This is a genomic window from Streptomyces sp. NPDC020898 (assembly GCF_044333925.1).
GTDB lineage: Bacteria > Actinomycetota > Actinomycetes > Streptomycetales > Streptomycetaceae > Streptomyces.
In genome coordinates this window covers 173,490-189,646 of record NZ_JBIRRV010000004.1, presented here as the reverse complement: position 1 = coordinate 189,646, position 16,157 = coordinate 173,490, and the positions used below count along the sequence as shown (strand labels likewise).

12 protein-coding genes, 2 tRNA genes and 1 pseudogene are annotated in these 16,157 nt (G+C 70.6%); 11 read left to right on the top strand and 4 right to left on the bottom strand.

Annotated elements, in window-relative coordinates:
- Positions 1 to 5 precede the first annotated feature (5 nt).
- Both ACH4TV_RS15290 and ACH4TV_RS15285 read right to left on the bottom strand, forming a co-directional pair.
- Entirely contained in the window at positions 6 to 443 is a 438-nt protein-coding gene (locus tag ACH4TV_RS15290; protein WP_398398100.1) for a hypothetical protein, read from the bottom strand.
- A gap of 49 nt (positions 444 to 492) precedes the next feature.
- A complete protein-coding gene (locus ACH4TV_RS15285; protein WP_398398098.1) occupies positions 493 to 1,368 on the bottom strand; it encodes a bifunctional DNA primase/polymerase in 876 nt (291 codons plus the stop codon).
- 430 nt (positions 1,369 to 1,798) lie between these two features.
- On the opposite strand from ACH4TV_RS15285, the gene ACH4TV_RS15280 reads away from it, so the two are divergent.
- From ACH4TV_RS15280 to ACH4TV_RS15255, 6 genes are all read left to right on the top strand, one after another.
- Complete coding sequence (locus ACH4TV_RS15280; protein WP_398398096.1) at positions 1,799 to 2,104, top strand: hypothetical protein; 306 nt, start codon at positions 1,799 to 1,801, stop codon at positions 2,102 to 2,104.
- Positions 2,105 to 2,301: 197 nt separating this feature from the next.
- Positions 2,302 to 3,249 carry a bifunctional MaoC family dehydratase N-terminal/OB-fold nucleic acid binding domain-containing protein gene (locus tag ACH4TV_RS15275; RefSeq protein ID WP_398398094.1) on the top strand — a complete coding sequence of 316 codons (948 nt, stop codon included), beginning with the start codon at positions 2,302 to 2,304 and terminating at the stop codon, positions 3,247 to 3,249.
- The gene (locus ACH4TV_RS15270; RefSeq protein WP_398398092.1) at positions 3,246 to 3,683 is read left to right on the top strand and encodes an acyl dehydratase; all 438 of its coding nucleotides are present in this window, start codon (positions 3,246 to 3,248) and stop codon (positions 3,681 to 3,683) included. Before ACH4TV_RS15275 ends, ACH4TV_RS15270 begins: the two co-directional genes overlap by 4 nt.
- Entirely contained in the window at positions 3,680 to 4,846 is a 1,167-nt protein-coding gene (locus ACH4TV_RS15265; protein ID WP_398398090.1) for a lipid-transfer protein, read from the top strand. Before ACH4TV_RS15270 ends, ACH4TV_RS15265 begins: the two co-directional genes overlap by 4 nt.
- Before the next feature lie 225 nt (positions 4,847 to 5,071).
- On the top strand, positions 5,072 to 5,644 hold the full coding sequence (locus tag ACH4TV_RS15260) for a SigE family RNA polymerase sigma factor (RefSeq protein ID WP_398398088.1): 573 nt from the start codon (positions 5,072 to 5,074) through the stop codon (positions 5,642 to 5,644).
- Positions 5,645 to 5,795: 151 nt separating this feature from the next.
- Positions 5,796 to 7,472 (top strand): long-chain fatty acid--CoA ligase, encoded by a 1,677-nt coding sequence (locus ACH4TV_RS15255; RefSeq protein ID WP_398398086.1) that lies wholly within the window; start codon positions 5,796 to 5,798, stop codon positions 7,470 to 7,472.
- Positions 7,473 to 7,555: 83 nt separating this feature from the next.
- Here ACH4TV_RS15255 and ACH4TV_RS15250 read toward each other — a convergent pair whose 3' ends face one another.
- Both ACH4TV_RS15250 and ACH4TV_RS15245 read right to left on the bottom strand, forming a co-directional pair.
- A complete protein-coding gene (locus ACH4TV_RS15250; RefSeq protein WP_398398084.1) occupies positions 7,556 to 12,085 on the bottom strand; it encodes a PAS domain-containing protein in 4,530 nt (1,509 codons plus the stop codon).
- A gap of 245 nt (positions 12,086 to 12,330) precedes the next feature.
- Positions 12,331 to 12,897 (bottom strand): SSI family serine proteinase inhibitor, encoded by a 567-nt coding sequence (locus tag ACH4TV_RS15245; protein ID WP_398398082.1) that lies wholly within the window; start codon positions 12,895 to 12,897, stop codon positions 12,331 to 12,333.
- A 185-nt stretch (positions 12,898 to 13,082) separates the two neighbouring features.
- Between ACH4TV_RS15245 and ACH4TV_RS15240 the strand changes: the two genes are divergently transcribed.
- From ACH4TV_RS15240 to ACH4TV_RS15220, 5 genes and pseudogenes are all read left to right on the top strand, one after another.
- Positions 13,083 to 13,173, top strand: a tRNA-Ser gene (locus tag ACH4TV_RS15240).
- A 215-nt stretch (positions 13,174 to 13,388) separates the two neighbouring features.
- Positions 13,389 to 13,461: transfer RNA gene (locus tag ACH4TV_RS15235), tRNA-Arg, on the top strand.
- A 415-nt stretch (positions 13,462 to 13,876) separates the two neighbouring features.
- Positions 13,877 to 14,380 (top strand): lamin tail domain-containing protein, encoded by a 504-nt coding sequence (locus ACH4TV_RS15230; protein WP_398398080.1) that lies wholly within the window; start codon positions 13,877 to 13,879, stop codon positions 14,378 to 14,380.
- Positions 14,381 to 14,916: 536 nt separating this feature from the next.
- A complete protein-coding gene (locus ACH4TV_RS15225; RefSeq protein WP_398398078.1) occupies positions 14,917 to 15,594 on the top strand; it encodes a class I SAM-dependent methyltransferase in 678 nt (225 codons plus the stop codon).
- A gap of 49 nt (positions 15,595 to 15,643) precedes the next feature.
- Positions 15,644 to 16,148: pseudogene (locus ACH4TV_RS15220) on the top strand (NUDIX domain-containing protein); the annotation flags it as partial.
- Between the last annotated feature and the right edge of the window lie 9 nt (positions 16,149 to 16,157).

Below are 16,157 nucleotides of genomic sequence, written 5' to 3'. Positions count from 1 at the left end.
GGTTCCTACAGCTCGTGATCCAGGGCCAGTTCCTCCCAGGAGATGGCGTGCAGGGCGGAGTCCGCGTCGTCGCCGGATGGCACGGTCGCCGTCGCCTGGAACCAGACCACCGTGAGAGCGGAGCGGTACAGCAGGGGGTCATGGTCCGAGGCGACCGGTGTGGACGAGAACGCTCCGATACAGGCCACCGCGGGTAGCACCTCGACCGGGCCGAAGGGGCCGACGGGCGGGCCGGTGTCGGGGCGTTCCAGGGGTGGCCGGATCAAGTGCACCGGTGAGGCGGGGAAAGTCAGTCCGGCGGTGTGCAGGAGGCCCTTGGTCTTCATGTCGTTGACCGGCCGGCAGGGGTACCCCTCCAAGAAGCCGCTGTACGTCGATGAGAGGTGCAGCGCGGTCAGTTCTACGGAGCGGCCCGAGATGAGGACGAGGCTGGCCAGTGGCATGGGGACACCCTAGGGCGGGGGCGGGGCTTCCCCGGACGGCCCCGGACTCTCACCCCCGCCACCCCGTCATCCGCCCCGCCGAAGCCACAGTCGCCCGCGCCTCCCGTTCCGTCAGCCCCGTCTGGACGGCCGCGTCGATCAACGGGGCCTCCAGGGCGGGCCCCAGGCCGTTTTCGTAGGCGCGGCAGGCTGCCCAGAAGAGGCGGGTGTTGCGTTGGCCCTCGTGGGCGGCGAGGACGAACTGGACGAGGCCCTGGCCGTGTTCGCCCGATGCGGGGGATGAGGGGGGCGTGGAGCGGTGGGGGCGGGGTGGGGGGAGGAGGAGGCGTAGGAGGGACGGTGGGCAGAGGGCCGGGGTGAGGTGGGCGGTGCCGGGGGCTGTGCCGTAGACGCCGTGGTCGGTGCGGGAACCGGGGCCGACGAGGTAGCCGCCGGCTCCTCGGATGTCGATGCCGGGGGCCAGGCGGCCGGCGGAGTTGGGGACAACGGCCTCCGGGGGGCCCGTGAGCCAGAGGTGGCGGCCGCCGGACGGGGTGAGGACGACCACTGTCTCGGGGATCGTGAACAGGTGGCGCAGGGCCAGTTCGCGCAGGGCGGCCGAGGAGTCCGTACCCGACTTGGTGTCCAGGTCGATGCCGATGAGGTGGTGCGGGGGCAGGCCGCAGGCGATGCCGTAGCCGGTGGCCCAGGGGGCGGCGGCGAAGAGTTCGCGGATGCGGGACGGGTCGGTCGTGGCGTCGTAGACGCCGTGGCCCGCGGCTCCGCACTCGCCGTGGCAGGGGACGGGGACCGGGTCGTCGCGGTGGGGGGAGCGCAGGGCCGGGAGTTTCGTCCGGGACAGGGGGATGACGGCCAGGCCGCGTTCGGCGGCTGACAGGGCGTGTGCGAGGGCCAGCGTCGTGGCCTGCCGGTCGGTGGTGGCCATGCTTCTATTTTCGTACGTGTGTTCGAGAAAGGGAAGAGGGTGGCCGGTCGCCGTGACCGGTTCGGCGGAATGGCTGGAAATGTGCGGGAACGCTTCGTCCCTTGTGTCCCTTGGGTGTCGTCAGTGGCTGGGTGGCGTGAATTGTTGCTCCTTCACCCCTACTGCCCTGACCTGCGGATTCTGTGATGTGAAGAGGGTTTATCGACTTGTCATCACGCTTCAGGGGGAATAAACGGTTCCGGGGTGGTTCGCCGGGGATTCGGTGGGCAATCCTGATCTTGCGACGCAGTGCACGGCGGCGATGCAACACCGGGGCGGGTGGCCAACTGCCTTGGGAGTAGAGGTAGTTCACGTATTTCGCATCTTGCTTCACACGTACTTCGTACGGTCCGGCACGGAGCCGGGGCGTACATGTTCTGGAGGAACAGACATGGCAAGCATCCGTACCGCCCGCGTTCTAGCCGCCGTTTCGGCTCTGCCCCTCGCCGCCGCTCTCTTCAGCGGTGTCGCGACGGCGGACAACGGCGCCTTCGCGGACGACGGATCGAACGCGGCCGCCGCGAGCATCATCGGCAGCGGCGTGGGTGGTGACAACAACGGCAACTCGTCCACCTCGCAGCAGCAGGCGGTCGGCTCCGGTGCCTCGAACCAGAACAACACGGCCCAGGTGAACGGCTCCGGGTTCACGGCCATCGACCAGTCCAACGCCGTCGTCAACTTCACCAACCTCTGGTAGGCCCGGGGGCCGACGGGGTCGTGGGTCCCCGGCGGTCCTGAACTCCCTTGTGGGGAGCGCTTCATGGGGTGTAACGCGTCTGCGCGGCGGCACGTACTTCGGTACTTCGTGTCGCCGCGCAGGCGTGTGCGCAGGCGTGCGTGCAGAGGCTTTCCAACCCTTGACACCCTTCCGTATCTGACGGACAGTCAGAAACTGTGAGTCACTCATCCAGTAATCGGGCGAGTCGTCAACTCGCCGAGCGGCTCGCCGCGTTCGAAGGGCGCCCCGCCGTCGTCGGTGGTGTCGGCAAGGATCCCGTCAACGAGCCGATGATCCGGCACTGGTGCGAGGCGCTGGGCGACGCCGGTCCGGCGTACACGGGGCCGCACGCCGTCGCGCCGGCCGCCATGCTCCAGGTGTGGACCATGGGCGGCCTCTCCGGGCATTCGGGCCGCTCGGCCGCGTACGAGGAACTGCTGGCCCTGCTCGACGGCGCGGGCTGCACCTCCGTCGTCGCCACCGACTGCGAGCAGGAGTATCTGCGGCCCCTGCGGCCAGGGGACCGGGTCGCCTTCGACTCGGTCGTCGAGTCCGTCGTCGGGCCCAAGGCGACCAAGCTCGGCACCGGGTACTTCGTCACGACCCGGATGGATGTACGAGTGGACGGTGAGCCGGTGGGCACCCATCGGTTCCGGATCCTCAAGTACGCCCCCTCGCGCGCCACTGAGCCTCCTGAACAGCCCAGCACCCGCCCCCGGCCCGTCGTCAACCGCGACAACGCCGGATTCTGGGCCGGCGTGGAGCGGCATCAGCTGCTCATCCAGCGGTGCCTCGGATGCCGCACCCTCCGTTTCCCCTGGCTGCCCGGGTGCAACGCCTGCGGCGGCGGCGACTGGGACACCGTCGAGGCGTGCGGCGACGGCACCGTCTTCTCGTACGTCGTCCTGCATCACCCGCCCTTCCCGGCGTTCGACCCGCCCTACGCGGTCGGGCTGATCGAGCTGGCGGAGGGCGTGCGGATCGTCAGCAACGTGGTCGGTGTGCCGTACGACAAGGTGCGGATCGGGATGCCGGTACGGCTGGAGTTCGTGCGGTACGAGGAGGGACAGTCCGAACTTCCCGTGTTCCGGGGCGAGTCCGTGGGAGAGGCGGGCGGCGTATGAAGGCCGGGGACGAGCTGCCGCCGCTGGAGATCGCGGTCACGCGCACGCTGATCGTCGCGGGGGCGATCGCGTCCCGTGACTACCAGGACGTCCACCACGACGCCGAGTCGGCGCGGGCGAAGGGGTCTCCGGACATCTTCATGAACATCCTCACCACGAACGGGCTGGTGGGGCGGTACATCACCGACTTCTTCGGGCCCGCCGCCGTACTGCGCCGCATCGCCATCCGCCTCGGCGCCCCCAACCACCCCGGCGACACCATGGTGTTGACCGGCCGCATCGAGGAGGTCATCGAGGGGATCGACGGCGACACGGCCGTCGTACGCGTCCTCGGGGCCAACGGGATCGGCCGGCACGTGTCCGGGACGGTGACCGTCTCTGTCCCGCCGTCACTCCCGTCATCCCCGTCGTCCTTGCCGGGAGGCACCCCGTGACCCTGCACGCGCGCGACGATCTCGGGGGCCGGGCGGCTGTCGTGGGCATCGGGGCTACCGAGTTCTCCAAGGACTCGGGGCGCAGCGAGTTGCGGCTGGCCGTGGAGGCGGTGCGGGCCGCGCTCGACGACGCCGGGCTGACGCCCGCCGACGTGGACGGGATGGTCACGTTCACGATGGACACGAGTCCGGAGATCACCGTCGCGCAGGCCGCCGGGATCGGGGAGCTGTCGTTCTTCTCGCGGGTCCACTACGGGGGCGGCGCCGCCTGTGCGACCGTGCAGCAGGCCGCGCTCGCCGTCGCGGCCGGGGTGGCCGATGTCGTTGTCTGTTACCGGGCCTTCAATGAGCGCTCCGGGCGGCGGTTCGGGTCGGGGGTGCAGCGGCGGGAACCGTCGGCCGAGGGGGTGGCGCTCGGCTGGTCGCTGCCCTTCGGGCTGCTCACGCCCGCCTCCTGGGTGGCGATGGCGGCCCAGCGGTACCTGTACGCGTACGGGCTGACGGCGGAGGCTTTCGGGCAGGTCGCCGTCCGTGGCCGGAAGTACGCGGCGACGAACCCGGCCGCCTACTTCCACGGCCGGCCCATCACCCTCGCCGACCACGCGGCCTCGCGCTGGATCGCCGAGCCGCTGCGGCTGCTGGACTGCTGCCAGGAGACGGACGGCGGCCAGGCGGTCGTCGTCACCTCCGTCGAACGGGCGCGCGAGCTGCGGCAGCCGTCCGTCGTTGTCGCCGCGGCTGCTCAGGGCGCAGGGCGGGCCCAGGAGCAGATGACCAGCTTCTACCGCGACGACCTCACCGGGCTTCCCGAGATGGGCGTGGTCGCGCGGCAGCTGTGGCGGACCGCCGGGGTGCGCCCGGCCGACATCGATGTGGCCATCCTGTACGACCACTTCACGCCGTTCGTGCTGATGCAGCTGGAGGAGTTCGGTTTCTGCGCCCCGGGTGAGGCGGCCGATTTCGTCGCGGCCGACGGGCTGCCCCTGAACACGCACGGGGGTCAGCTCGGGGAGGCGTATCTGCACGGTATGAACGGCATCGCGGAGGGCGTACGGCAGCTGCGCGGAACGTCCGTGAACCAGGTGCCGGGCGCGGAAAGGGTGCTGGTCACTGCGGGTACGGGGGTGCCGACCTCGGGGTTGGTGCTGGAGGCCGCCGGGTGAGATCGGCCGGCCGGTCGGCCGCCGGGCCCGCGGCTCCGGCTACTACCGGAGGAGCAGCCTCCGTACTACCGATGTACGACCCCTCAGGGTTGAACCCTCATAGGCCCGTACCCTGCCTCCACCTGTAGGAGGTGGAGCCAGCCCCCCACCTACAACCTGAGGCGGACGCGGCTTCGGGACCTGCGGCCGATCCGCCCGAGTAGGGGGCGAACCTAGCGTAGAGCCATGACCACACTCGTCTGCACCAGCGCGTCGAACGCGGCCACGCCGGCGACGCAGACCCTGTCGTTCGCGTCGTACACCTCGTACCCGTCGTTCTCGTCGTACGTGAAGGCCCGCCGCCCGGTGCTGCTGCGTACCGCCCGGTCGCTCACCGCGAACCCGAGTGACGCGGAGGACCTGTTGCAGACCGCGCTGACCAAGACGTATGTCGCGTGGGAGCGGATCGAGGACCATCGCGCGCTGGACGGCTACGTCCGCCGGGCGCTCCTCAACACGCGGACGTCGCAGTGGCGGAAGCGGAAGGTCGACGAGTTCGCCTGCGACGAGCTGCCGGAGCCCGACGGGACGCCGGTCGGCGATCCGGCGGAGCACCAGGCGCTGCACGACGCGATGTGGCGCGCGATCCTGAAGCTGCCGGCGCGGCAGCGGGCGATGGTGGTACTGCGGTACTACGAGGATCTGAGCGAGGTCCAGACGGCCGAGGTACTCGGGGTGTCGGTCGGCACGGTCAAGTCGGCCGTCTCACGGGCGCTCGGCAAGCTGCGCGAGGATCCTGAGCTGGTGCTCGCCCGGTAGCCCAAGAAGAACCCATGGGTTCCCAAAGGGAACCTCTGCTGACTCCCGATAGTTCCCCAGGCACGACGTGATCTGATCGATCACACTCCCCTAGTGACGTACCACTCGGTATGTGCGCAGAATCAGCACACCATTTACCACCGAGTAGGCAATGAAGCCCCGGGAGGACGCCGTGCTGAGCACCATGCAGGACGCACCGCTGCTGATCTCAAGGATCCTGACCCATGGGTCGACGATCCACGGCGAGTCGCAGGTCATCACCTGGACCGGCGAGGCCGAACCGCAGCGTCGCTCCTTCGCCGAGATCGGGGCCCGGACGGCACAGCTCGCACACGCCCTGCGTGACGACCTGGGTGTCAGGGACGATGACCGGGTCGCGACCCTCATGTGGAATTCGGCCGAGCATGTCGAGGCCTATTTCGGCATCTCCTCCATGGGCGCCGTTCTGCACACCCTCAACCTGCGTCTGCCCCCCGAGCAGCTGGCGTGGATCGTCAACCACGCCGCCGACAAGGTGGTCATCGCGAACGGCTCGCTGCTGCCGCTGCTCGTCCCGCTGCTCCCGCACCTCAAGACGGTCGAGCACGTGATCGTCTCCGGCCCCGGTGACCGTTCCGGCCTCGCCGGATCGCACGCCCAGGTGCATGAGTACGAGGACCTCATCGCCGGGAAGCCGACCAGCTACGACTGGCCCGAGCTGGACGAACGTACGGCCGCCGCCATGTGTTACACCTCCGGGACGACAGGTGATCCCAAGGGTGTGGTGTACAGCCACCGTTCCATCTATCTGCACTCCATGCAGCTCAACATGGCCCAGTCCATGGGGCTGACCGACCAGGATCTCTCCCTCGTCGTGGTCCCGCAGTTCCACGTCAACGCCTGGGGAGTGCCGCACGCGGCCTTCATGACCGGCATCAACATGCTGATGCCGGACCGGTTCCTGCAGCCCGGCCCGCTCGCCGAGATGATCGAGAAGGAGCGGCCGACGCACGCCGCCGCCGTCCCCACCATTTGGCAGGGCCTGCTCGCCGAGCTCCACGCCCGTCCCCGGGACGTGAAGTCGCTGGTTCAGGTCAGCGTCGGCGGCTCCGCCTGCCCGCCCTCGCTCATGGCGGCCTTCGACAAGCTGGGCATGCGCGTCTACCACGCCTGGGGCATGACGGAGACCTCCCCGCTCGGCACGATGGCCCGGCCGCCGGCCCACGCGATGGGTACGGAGGAGGAGTTCGCCTACCGCCTGACGCAGGGCCGTTTCCCGGCGGGCGTCGAGGCCCGGCTGACCGGTCCCGACGGCGAACGGCTCCCCTGGGACGGCGAGTCGGCCGGTGAACTGGAGGTGCGCGGCCCTTGGATCGCGGCCTCCTACTACAACGGCGTCGACGCCGAACCCCTGCGCCCCGTCGACAAGTTCAGCGAGGACGGCTGGCTCAAGACGGGCGACGTGGGCACCATCAGCGCCGACGGCTTCCTGACCCTCACCGACCGGGCCAAGGACGTCATCAAGTCCGGCGGCGAGTGGATCTCGTCCGTCGAGCTGGAGAACGCCCTCATGGCCCACTCGGACATCGTGGAGGCGACCGTCGTCGCCGTCCCCGACGAGAAGTGGGGCGAGCGCCCGCTGGCCATCGTCGTGCTGTCGGAAGGCTCCACGGCCGACTTCGGGTCCCTGCGCGCCTTCCTCGGCGACGAGGGCAAGATCGCCAAGTGGCAGCTCCCGGAGCGCTGGACGGCCATCGAGGCGGTACCGAAGACGAGCGTCGGCAAGTTCGACAAGAAGCTGCTGCGTAAGCAGTACGCGGAGGGCGGCTTCGAGGTCACCAAGCTCTGAGTCAAGCTCTGAGGGCTTGGATGTGTAGCGGGGTGGGGCAGTGTTTCACGTGAAACACTGCCCCACCCCGCGTGCGGAATGAGCTAATTGGTACCGATACGCGCTAGCAGATCGACGATCCGCTCCTGCACCTCGGTACTGGTGGACCGCTCGGCGAGGAACAGCACCGTCTCGCCCGAGGCGAGCCTCGGCAGGTCGGCCTGGTCGACGGCGGCCGTGTAGACGACCAGCGGAGTGCGGTTCAACTGCCCGTTCGCCCGCAGCCAGTCCACGATTCCGGCCCTGCGCCGCCGTACCTGAAGCAGATCCATGACCACCAGGTTCGGCCGCAGTTGCGAGGCCAGCGTGACCGCGTCGGCGTCGCTCGCGGCCCGCGCGACCTGCATCCCGCGCCGCTCCAGCGACGCCGTGAGCGCGAGCGCGATCTCCGCGTGCTCCTCGATGAGCAGCACCCGCGGCGGATGCTGCTCACTGTCACGCGGGGCTAGCGCCTTCAGGAGTACGGCGGGATCGGCGCCGTACGCCGCCTCGCGCGTCGCCTGACCGAGTCCCGCCGTCACCAGTACCGGGACCTCGGCGGCCACGGCGGCCTGCCGTAGCGACTGGAGGGCGGTCCGGGTGATCGGCCCGGTCAGCGGATCGACGAACAGTGCCGCCGGGAAGGCCGCGATCTGGGCGTTGACCTCCTCGCGCGAGTGCACGATGACGGGCCGGTACCCGCGGTCGCTGAGCGCCTGCTGGGTGGTGACGTCCGGCGCGGGCCACACCAGCAGCCGGCGCGGGTTGTCGAGCGGCTCGGGCGGCAGCTCGTCGTCCATGGGCTGCGGCTGCGGCTGGTCGGAGACCTCGACGGCCCCGCCCGGCCCGTCCAGCGGCTCGGGCCCTTCGTCGGCGTTCTTGTCCGGTGCTCCTATGGCGTACGAGCGCCCTGCTCCGTCGGTGAACCCGGGAAGCCGGGGAGTGCCCGGGGCGAGCTGCGTCTGCCCGGCGAGCGAGGGCTGCGCGGGCAACGGCACCTGGGCGAGCGGCACTTGTCCGGCGAGGGACGGCTGACCGGGCAGGGGCGCCTGTCCGGCGAGGGAGGGCTGGGCCGGGACCGGTGCGGCCGGGGCGGGGGCGGCGGGCTGGGCTGCCGGCGGCGCGGTGGGAGCACCCTGCGGGTGGGGCCGGGCCGTTGTCTCCGGCTGCCCTGCGGGCTCGGGGCGCGTACCGAGCTTGCGGCGGCGGCCGGAGCCGTTCGAGCCGTTGGTGCCGTGCGCGGGTGTGGCCGGCTGGGGCTGGCCCGGCGTCTGGACCTGCGCCGCCTGCCGACTGAACGGCACGCCCTGCCCGAGGGTCCGCACACTGAACGCCCGCCCCTGCGTCGAGTTCGGGTCGAACGCGGCGGCCTCGGCGGGCACCGCCTGCCCGAGCCGGGACGGCGCGGGACGCTCGGGCGGAAGCGGGGCGGCTGCCGACTGGGCGACGGGGGCAGCGGGAGCAACGGGAGCAGCGGCAACGGGCGGGACGTTCGGGGTCGGCAGTACGGGGGTGCCGGTGTCGGGGGTCTCGTCGTCGGCCTGGGGCCAGGGCTGGGGCTGCGGAACGGGGGCGGCCTGGGCCGGGATCGCCTGGGCGGGGGCGAGGCCCTGTGCGGGGGCGGGCTGGGGCGCCATACCCTGCGCCGGGACCTGCTGGGGCACCTGCTGTGCAACGGGCTGGGGGGCCTGCTGCGGGACCTGTTGGGGGACCTGTTGGGGAATCTGCCGGCCCGGAACCTGGACGCCCTGTGCCGGAACGGGCTGCCCCGGGGCGGGCTGCGCGACCGGCTGGCCGAGCGTCGGCTGCCCAGGAAGCCCCTGTGCGGGGACCGCCTGTGCCGGTACGGACTGCGCGACCTGCGCGACCTGGGCCGCAGGAACGGCCTGTGCGGGAGCCGCCTGTCCGGGGATCCCGCCCGGGGGTACGGTCCCCGGCGCCGCGGGCGTCGCCGTCGGCTGGTCCGGGGCCTGGCGTGCGCGGCGGCGGCCGGTCGGGGTGGAGGTCGGGTGTGGCTGGGGCGGGGTGTGGTCGGCGTCGGGATCGTGCGTGAGCCCGTCATGACGGCCGCCGTCATCGAACTGGGCGGCGCCGACGGATCCGGCTGGTCCGGCGGGTACGACAGGCACCTCGGGGGCGCCCTGGTCCGTCCGGTCGGCCTCGGCCGGGGGCAGGGCGAACACCGTACGGGCGCCCGCCTCCTGTGCGGCGCCGCGCTCGGCCGCTGCCGCGAGGGCACGGCGCCGGCGCCCGGTCGGCTGGCCGCCCGCGCTGTCGTCGGCGGCGCCCTCCGCACCGGCGTCCTGGGAAGGAGCCGCGGGCAGGGCGGGCGGCAACGCGTGCTGCTCGCCTCCGCCACGCCGCGCCGGAGCGCCGGGCACGCCCTGCGGCGGCACCGTCCCGCCCAGACCGGTGCCCACGGCAGCGGTACTCACGCCGTGCTCGCCCGCCATGACGACGGCACCCTCGGAGACACCGTCGCCGCCTGCTGTGTTGTCCGGGGTGCCCGCGTCGACGGGGCTGGGCCGGCCACGACGCCGTCCGGTGCCGCTGTCCCCCTCGGGCGAGGGCGCCGACGCCGGCTGAGGGGCGGCACCGGGAGCGGCGACGGCCTCCTCGGCGGCACGCCTCCGGCGCCGCCCCGTGGGCGCGACCGCCTCGCTCGCGGAGTCGCCGGAGCCGCCGGTGCCCACGGGGACGAGGCCGTCACCGGACTCGCCATCGCTGTCACCGTCGCCATCGGCGTCGACCTCGGCGGCGCCCTCAGGGACGTCGCTCTCCAGGAAGGCGTCCACGGAGGACCGCCGGGCCCGGCGCCGCGCGCTGACGCCAGTGGTGCCGTTTCCGTTGTCGTTGTGGTTGTCGTCGCCTGCCGGGGACTGCTCGGGCAGGGCGAGTTCGGCGCCGGTGGAGGGTTCCTCGGCGATGACCGCGCCCGCCCCACCCCCGATGGGCACCTCAAGGACGTACGCGCTGCCGCTCATCCCCGGCACCTCGTGCGTCTGGAGCACACCGCCGTGGGCGCGCACGATCCCGCGCACGATCGGCTCGTGCACCGGGTCTCCCCCGGTGTACGGCCCGCGCACCTCGATCCGTACGACCTCACCGCGCTGCGCGGCGGCGACCACCACGGTGTTGTCCATGTAACCGCCCGCCGAGGCGGGGGAATTGCCGGTCGCGTCGACGCCGGCGACGTCCGCGACGAGGTGCGCGAGCGCGGTGGCGAGGCGCTTCGGATCGACCTCGGCCTCGATGGGCGGCGCGTGCACGGCGAACTGGACGCGCCCGGGCCCGATCAGTTCGACGGCCCCGTCGACACCGGCGGCGACCACCGCGTCGAGCATCACCTTCGTACGGGTGATGGAGTCGGTGCCCGTGTCGAGCCGCTGGTAGGAGAGGACATTGTCGACGAGTGTGGTGATACGCGAGTAACCGGCGGACAGGTGGTGCAGCACCTGGTTGGCCTCGGGCCACAGCTGCCCGGCGTCGTCGGCGGCGAGGGCGGCCAGTTCGCGGCGCAGCTCGTCGAGGGGCCCGCGCAGCGAACGTCCGAGCAGGACGAGCAACTGCTCCTGCCGGCCGGCGAGGGCCTCGTACCGGTCCTTCTCGCGCTCGCCGAGCGCCGCGTAGCGGTCCTCACCGGCGGCGAGTTCCTCCTCGTGCTCCTCGCGCAGCCGCTCGAGTTCGGTGACGTGCTGCTGGCGCAGGGCGGTGAGTTCGGAGGCGTGCTCCTCGGCGACGCGCTCCAGCGCCTCCTCGTGCAGCTTGTCGGCGGCGTCCTTCTCCTCGGCGAGGGAGTCGTACGGACGCCGGTCGGTGAAGGTCATCACGGCGCCGACGAGCTGGTCCCCGTCACGGACGGGCGCGGTCGTCAGGTCGACGGCGACCTGGTCCCCGCTCTTGGACCACAGCACCTGCCCGCGCACCCGGTGCTTGCGCCCGGACCGCAGGGTGTCCGCGAGCGGCGACTCGCCGTACGGGAAGGGCTCACCGTCGGCGCGCGAGTGCAGGATCAGCGTGTGCAGCTCGCGCCCGCCGAGATCGCTGGCCCGGTAACCCAGTATCTGAGCGGCGGCCGGATTGACGAGAACGACCCGTCCCTCGGTGTCCGTCCCGACGACGCCTTCCGCCGCGGCGCGCAGGATCATCTCGGTCTGACGTTGCGAACGCGCGAGTTCGGCCTCGGTGTCGACGGTGCCGGACAGATCGCGCACGACCAGCATGAGCAGCTCGTCATTGGCGCCGTAGCTGTCGTACGCCTGCTGGCCGTTCTCCAGATTCGCACTGGTGACCTCGACGGGAAACTCGCTGCCGTCCGTCCGCCGGGCGATCATCCGGGTCGGCTTGGTCTGGCCGTGCGGGTCCATGGAGTCGGGCCGCCGCATGGTGCCGGGGATCAGCCGCGAGTCGAACTGCGGCAGCAGATCGAGCAGCCCGCGCCCGACGAGGGCGGTGCCCGGCGTCTCGAAGGCCGCGAGGGCGATCGTATTGGCGTTGACGACGGTCCCATTGGCGTTGACCAGCACCAACGCATCGGGCAGCGCGTCGAGTATGGCTGCGAGGCGAGCAGCGCCTCGGGATGGCCTGCTGCTCACGAGACGCTTCCTCCCTGTTACCGCACCTTGCCGACCGCGGGCGCCATCTTGCCAACCGGCCCGCAACCTGTCACGCGAGGGAGTCTAAGGGCAGTGGTTGCGCTCGCGACGCCGGATGAGAGGGAGGTCGCACGACGAAGTGACAGAGACCCGGTGACCGTGCACGTCACACCACTTATGCGGTACGGGGTCCCTGTGACCGTGGTGTGAAGGCCCTCGGGAGGCGTTGTCGTACCGGCGAGGGCCTACCGAAGATCAGGAAGCAACGGCACGAGCCGGTCCCAGCGCGCGATCTGGCACCCGTTGCTGCGGTCGTACGTGGCGTCGACGGGACGCCCGGCCCAGGTCCCGGTCACATGAGCGGTGGCGGGACCCCCGTACATCATGGTGCAGACGCTGTCGGGGGGTACGGGGGCGAACGGGTCCTTCCCCCACCGCGCGCCCCGGTCGAGCGACCCGCAGGCGTCATCGACGTCGGGGTGGGAGCCGCCACCGGGATGGCAGTACAGCTCGAACCGCCCGTCACCGCGCCCACCGGTGCCGCGGACGGTGACGGTGAGGTGGTCGGAGGCGCGCCTCGTGGGTGTGAGGAGGGGTGCGAAGGGCGTGAAGGGTCGAACCCGGGGCGCCGCGTCGGCGTACGCGGCGGCGGGCGACGCGGAGAAGGACGCGGCGGCGAGGGAGGCGCCGGCGGTGGCCGCGAAGACGAGGCGCCGGAGGGCGCGGGTGCGGGTGGGATGACCGGCCTCAGGGATGCCAGGGGCGATGGGGACGACAGAGATGGCAGGGATAACAGGGGTGACCTTGAACATGACCTGACTAACGCCTGATGCCGAAGGACGTTGCGCAAGCCCGGTCGTCACCTGGCAGCACACGCGGCATATCGGCTTTGCCCTGCGCCCCGCCTGCCTAGTACCGTGGGAGGCGATTGGTGACACCGCGCTCGTCTGTGTCATCATCTGCACGCACCATTCGCGCTCGCGCGGGCGGTTGTGCTGGAGGCGTCGCCTAGTCCGGTCTATGGCGCCGCACTGCTAATGCGGTTTGGGACTTACATCCCATCGAGGGTTCAAATCCCTCCGCCTCCGCACCTCACCCCGAAGCCCTGGTCACCCTGACCGGGGCTTCGGCCGTTCCCGGCCGCGCCGGGTGCTCCAGCAGGCCCTGAAAGGTCGTTTTCGCAGGTCAGGCGGGGTGCGGTTAACGGATTTCACCTCACGCCGCCAGTCATGTAATGTTGTTCCCGCAACGCCGACCGGGTCGAAAAACCCGGAAGGAAGAGCAAACACAACAGAACAGACAAGCACTCGTAGCTTAACGGATAGAGCATCTGACTACGGATCAGAAGGTTGCAGGTTCGAATCCTGCCGAGTGCACAGCAGACCAGAGGCCCCGTGGAGGAATCCACGGGGCCTCTGGTTTTTGCGTTGAGCGGGAGCGCCCCGAGGTGAGGGGTGGGCGACGGGCGCCGGCGCTTGTTACTCACTTTCGGGTGGCGTCGCACGCGTTGGTGGGGTGGCGTGGCAGGAGTGGCGAATGTCCGGGGGCAATAGGCGCACGGGCCGCTGTCGCGTCGGGGTGTCAAACTGGTGCATACGTCTCATAGATGGGTGATACAGGGGAGAGTCACGATGATGTGGGCGATTCGTAACGTAGTTCATGTCTCGTCCGCATCTCTGGCATATCGGGTCCATGGTGTGGATGTGCGGCCGACCGGTCGCCACCCGCACACCGCAGACCCCGTCGGTCGACTGGCCGCAGGCGGGGTTGTGCACCGAGCAGGGAGAACCTGTGCCTGTTTCCAAGATCGTAACCGCCCGCAGTCTGGCCGCCGCGGCGCTGGCAGCCGGCGTCCTGGTCGGGACGGTGACGCTGTCGGCGTCCGCGGCCGACCGCCGTCCGCACCGGTCGAACGTGGAGATCAGCGACGTCCAGTACGACGCCCCGGGCCGCAACGACAACTCGAACCGCTCTCTGAACAAGGAGTGGGTGGAGATCAAGAACAACAGCCGCCACAGCGTGAACCTGGACGGGTGGACGCTGGCCGACAAGGACGGCCACACCTACACCTTCCACCACTACCGCCTGGACGGACGGGCCACCGTCCGCGTCCGTACCGGCGATGGCCGTGACAGTCGTAGTGACCTGTTCCAGGACCGTCGCCGCGAGTTCTGGGACAACCGCTCCGACACGGCCACCCTGCGTAACGACCACGGCCGCTTCGTCGACGACAGCTCCTGGGGCGACCGTGACCACCACCGTGGTGGCGGCCACCGTGGCGGCGGCCGCCACTGATTCACCCCCGGCCGGCTGATGGCCGTGACGGGTGGCTACGCCCGTCGCGGGAACGCGAGCGGGCGGGTCGAACCGACCGGATGAACCGCGAGATATGACGGCCTGACGGTCCGAAGCGGGAGTGAGCCTCGGTGATGATCACTCCCGTCCACCCGGACGACGTTGCCAAGCTGCCGGCCTTCCATGCGGAGGCCGGCAGCTTGGCTTTCTCGGCTTGGTGCCGATCAGTGGCAGCGGCGCTACTTCGCTGACCGGCTCCTGGAGGCCATCGAGGCGGGAAACGCGTTCCTGGTCGTGGGCGGACGAGGTGGGCGAAGGTTGCTACGAGAGCCCTCAGTTGGCCCGGTCGACATGACGGCAACCACGGCACACACGTGGATGTTGATCACCGCGGTCAGCAATCCGTTCTGGCGAAGACGAAGCTTCCCTCAGACTGCCCGCCCGATCCTGCGGATCAGGAGGGTGCAGGTTCGAATCCCGCCGAGTGCACATAGGTCAAAGGCCCTGGATTACTCCGGGGCCTTTAGCGTTCAGGTATGACGATCTTGCCGCCGTCCGTCCTGCGCGCGCTTGAGCGATTTCACGCTGCTCACCCCTGGGACCACAACGCCCGCTACCACCCGTGGATCATGCGGCAGTTGCCGAGGCGGTACGGCCGTGTGCTGGACGTCGGGTGCGGCAGCGGCGATCTGGTGCGGTTGCTGGCCGGGCGGAGTACGTCGTCGGTGCTCGGCGTCGACTCCGACCCTGTGATCGTCGATCAGGCGCGGGAGCTCACTTTCCCCACCCTCCCCATCACGTTCACCGCTGCGGACGCGATGACCGGCCTGTCCGACGGCCCAGACAGTTCGTACGACGTCATCACCTGCGTCGCCGTCGTCCACCACCTTCCGTATGTCGACGCACTCGCCCTCTTCCGGCGGCAGTTGGCGCCCGGCGGGACGCTGGTCGTGGTGGGGCTGGCTCGGGCCGAGAGTCTCGTTGATCATCTGCTGGGGAGTGTCGCCATTCCCGCGAACGTCGTCATTGCCTGGGTGAAGAACCGGGGGCGGCCGGTGGCGCGGCCGGTTGCCATGAGTGCGCCGACGCGGGCGGCGGAGATGGGGTTTCGTGAGGTGGTGAGGGAGGCTCGGAGGGTGCTGCCCGGGTGTCGGGTGCGGCGGCGGCTCTTCTGGCGGTACACGCTGGTGTGGCGGCAGCCGGTGCGGAGTTGACCTCTTTCTCGTCCTCCTCCACGGCCTCCTTCTGTGTCACCGTGGGCCCATGGCCGAGCCGGTGGGGCGTGTGGAGCTGGTGGAGCGGGTGGACGAACGGGATCGGGTCGTCGGGGTGGTGGAGCGCGGGGCGGCCGTTCGGCGTGGGTGGCTGCACCGGGTCGCCGTCACCGTGTGACGGGCTGCCGGTGGGCGGGTGCTGGTGCATCGGCGGGCTGATGGGCTCGCGCGGTTTACCGGGGCAGTACGACTGGCTGGTCGGCGGTGGTGCCGACGTCGGGGAGAGCTGGGAGGAGGCCGCCGCGCGTGAACTCGCCGAGGAGTTGGGGGTGCGGGTGGATGTGCGGTTCGCTTTCAAGTTCCTTTGCCAGGGGGCCATCAGCCCCTACTGGCTCGGCGTTCACGAAGCCGTTGTCGCCCAGGAACTCTCCCCCGATCCAGCGAAGATCGCCTGCCACGGGTGGGTCGGTGAGGGCGAGTTGTGGGAGCTGACCCGGCAACATTTCTTCGTGCCCGACGGTGTTGAGGCTCCGAGACGGTTCTCGTCTGCTGGTCTCTCCCGT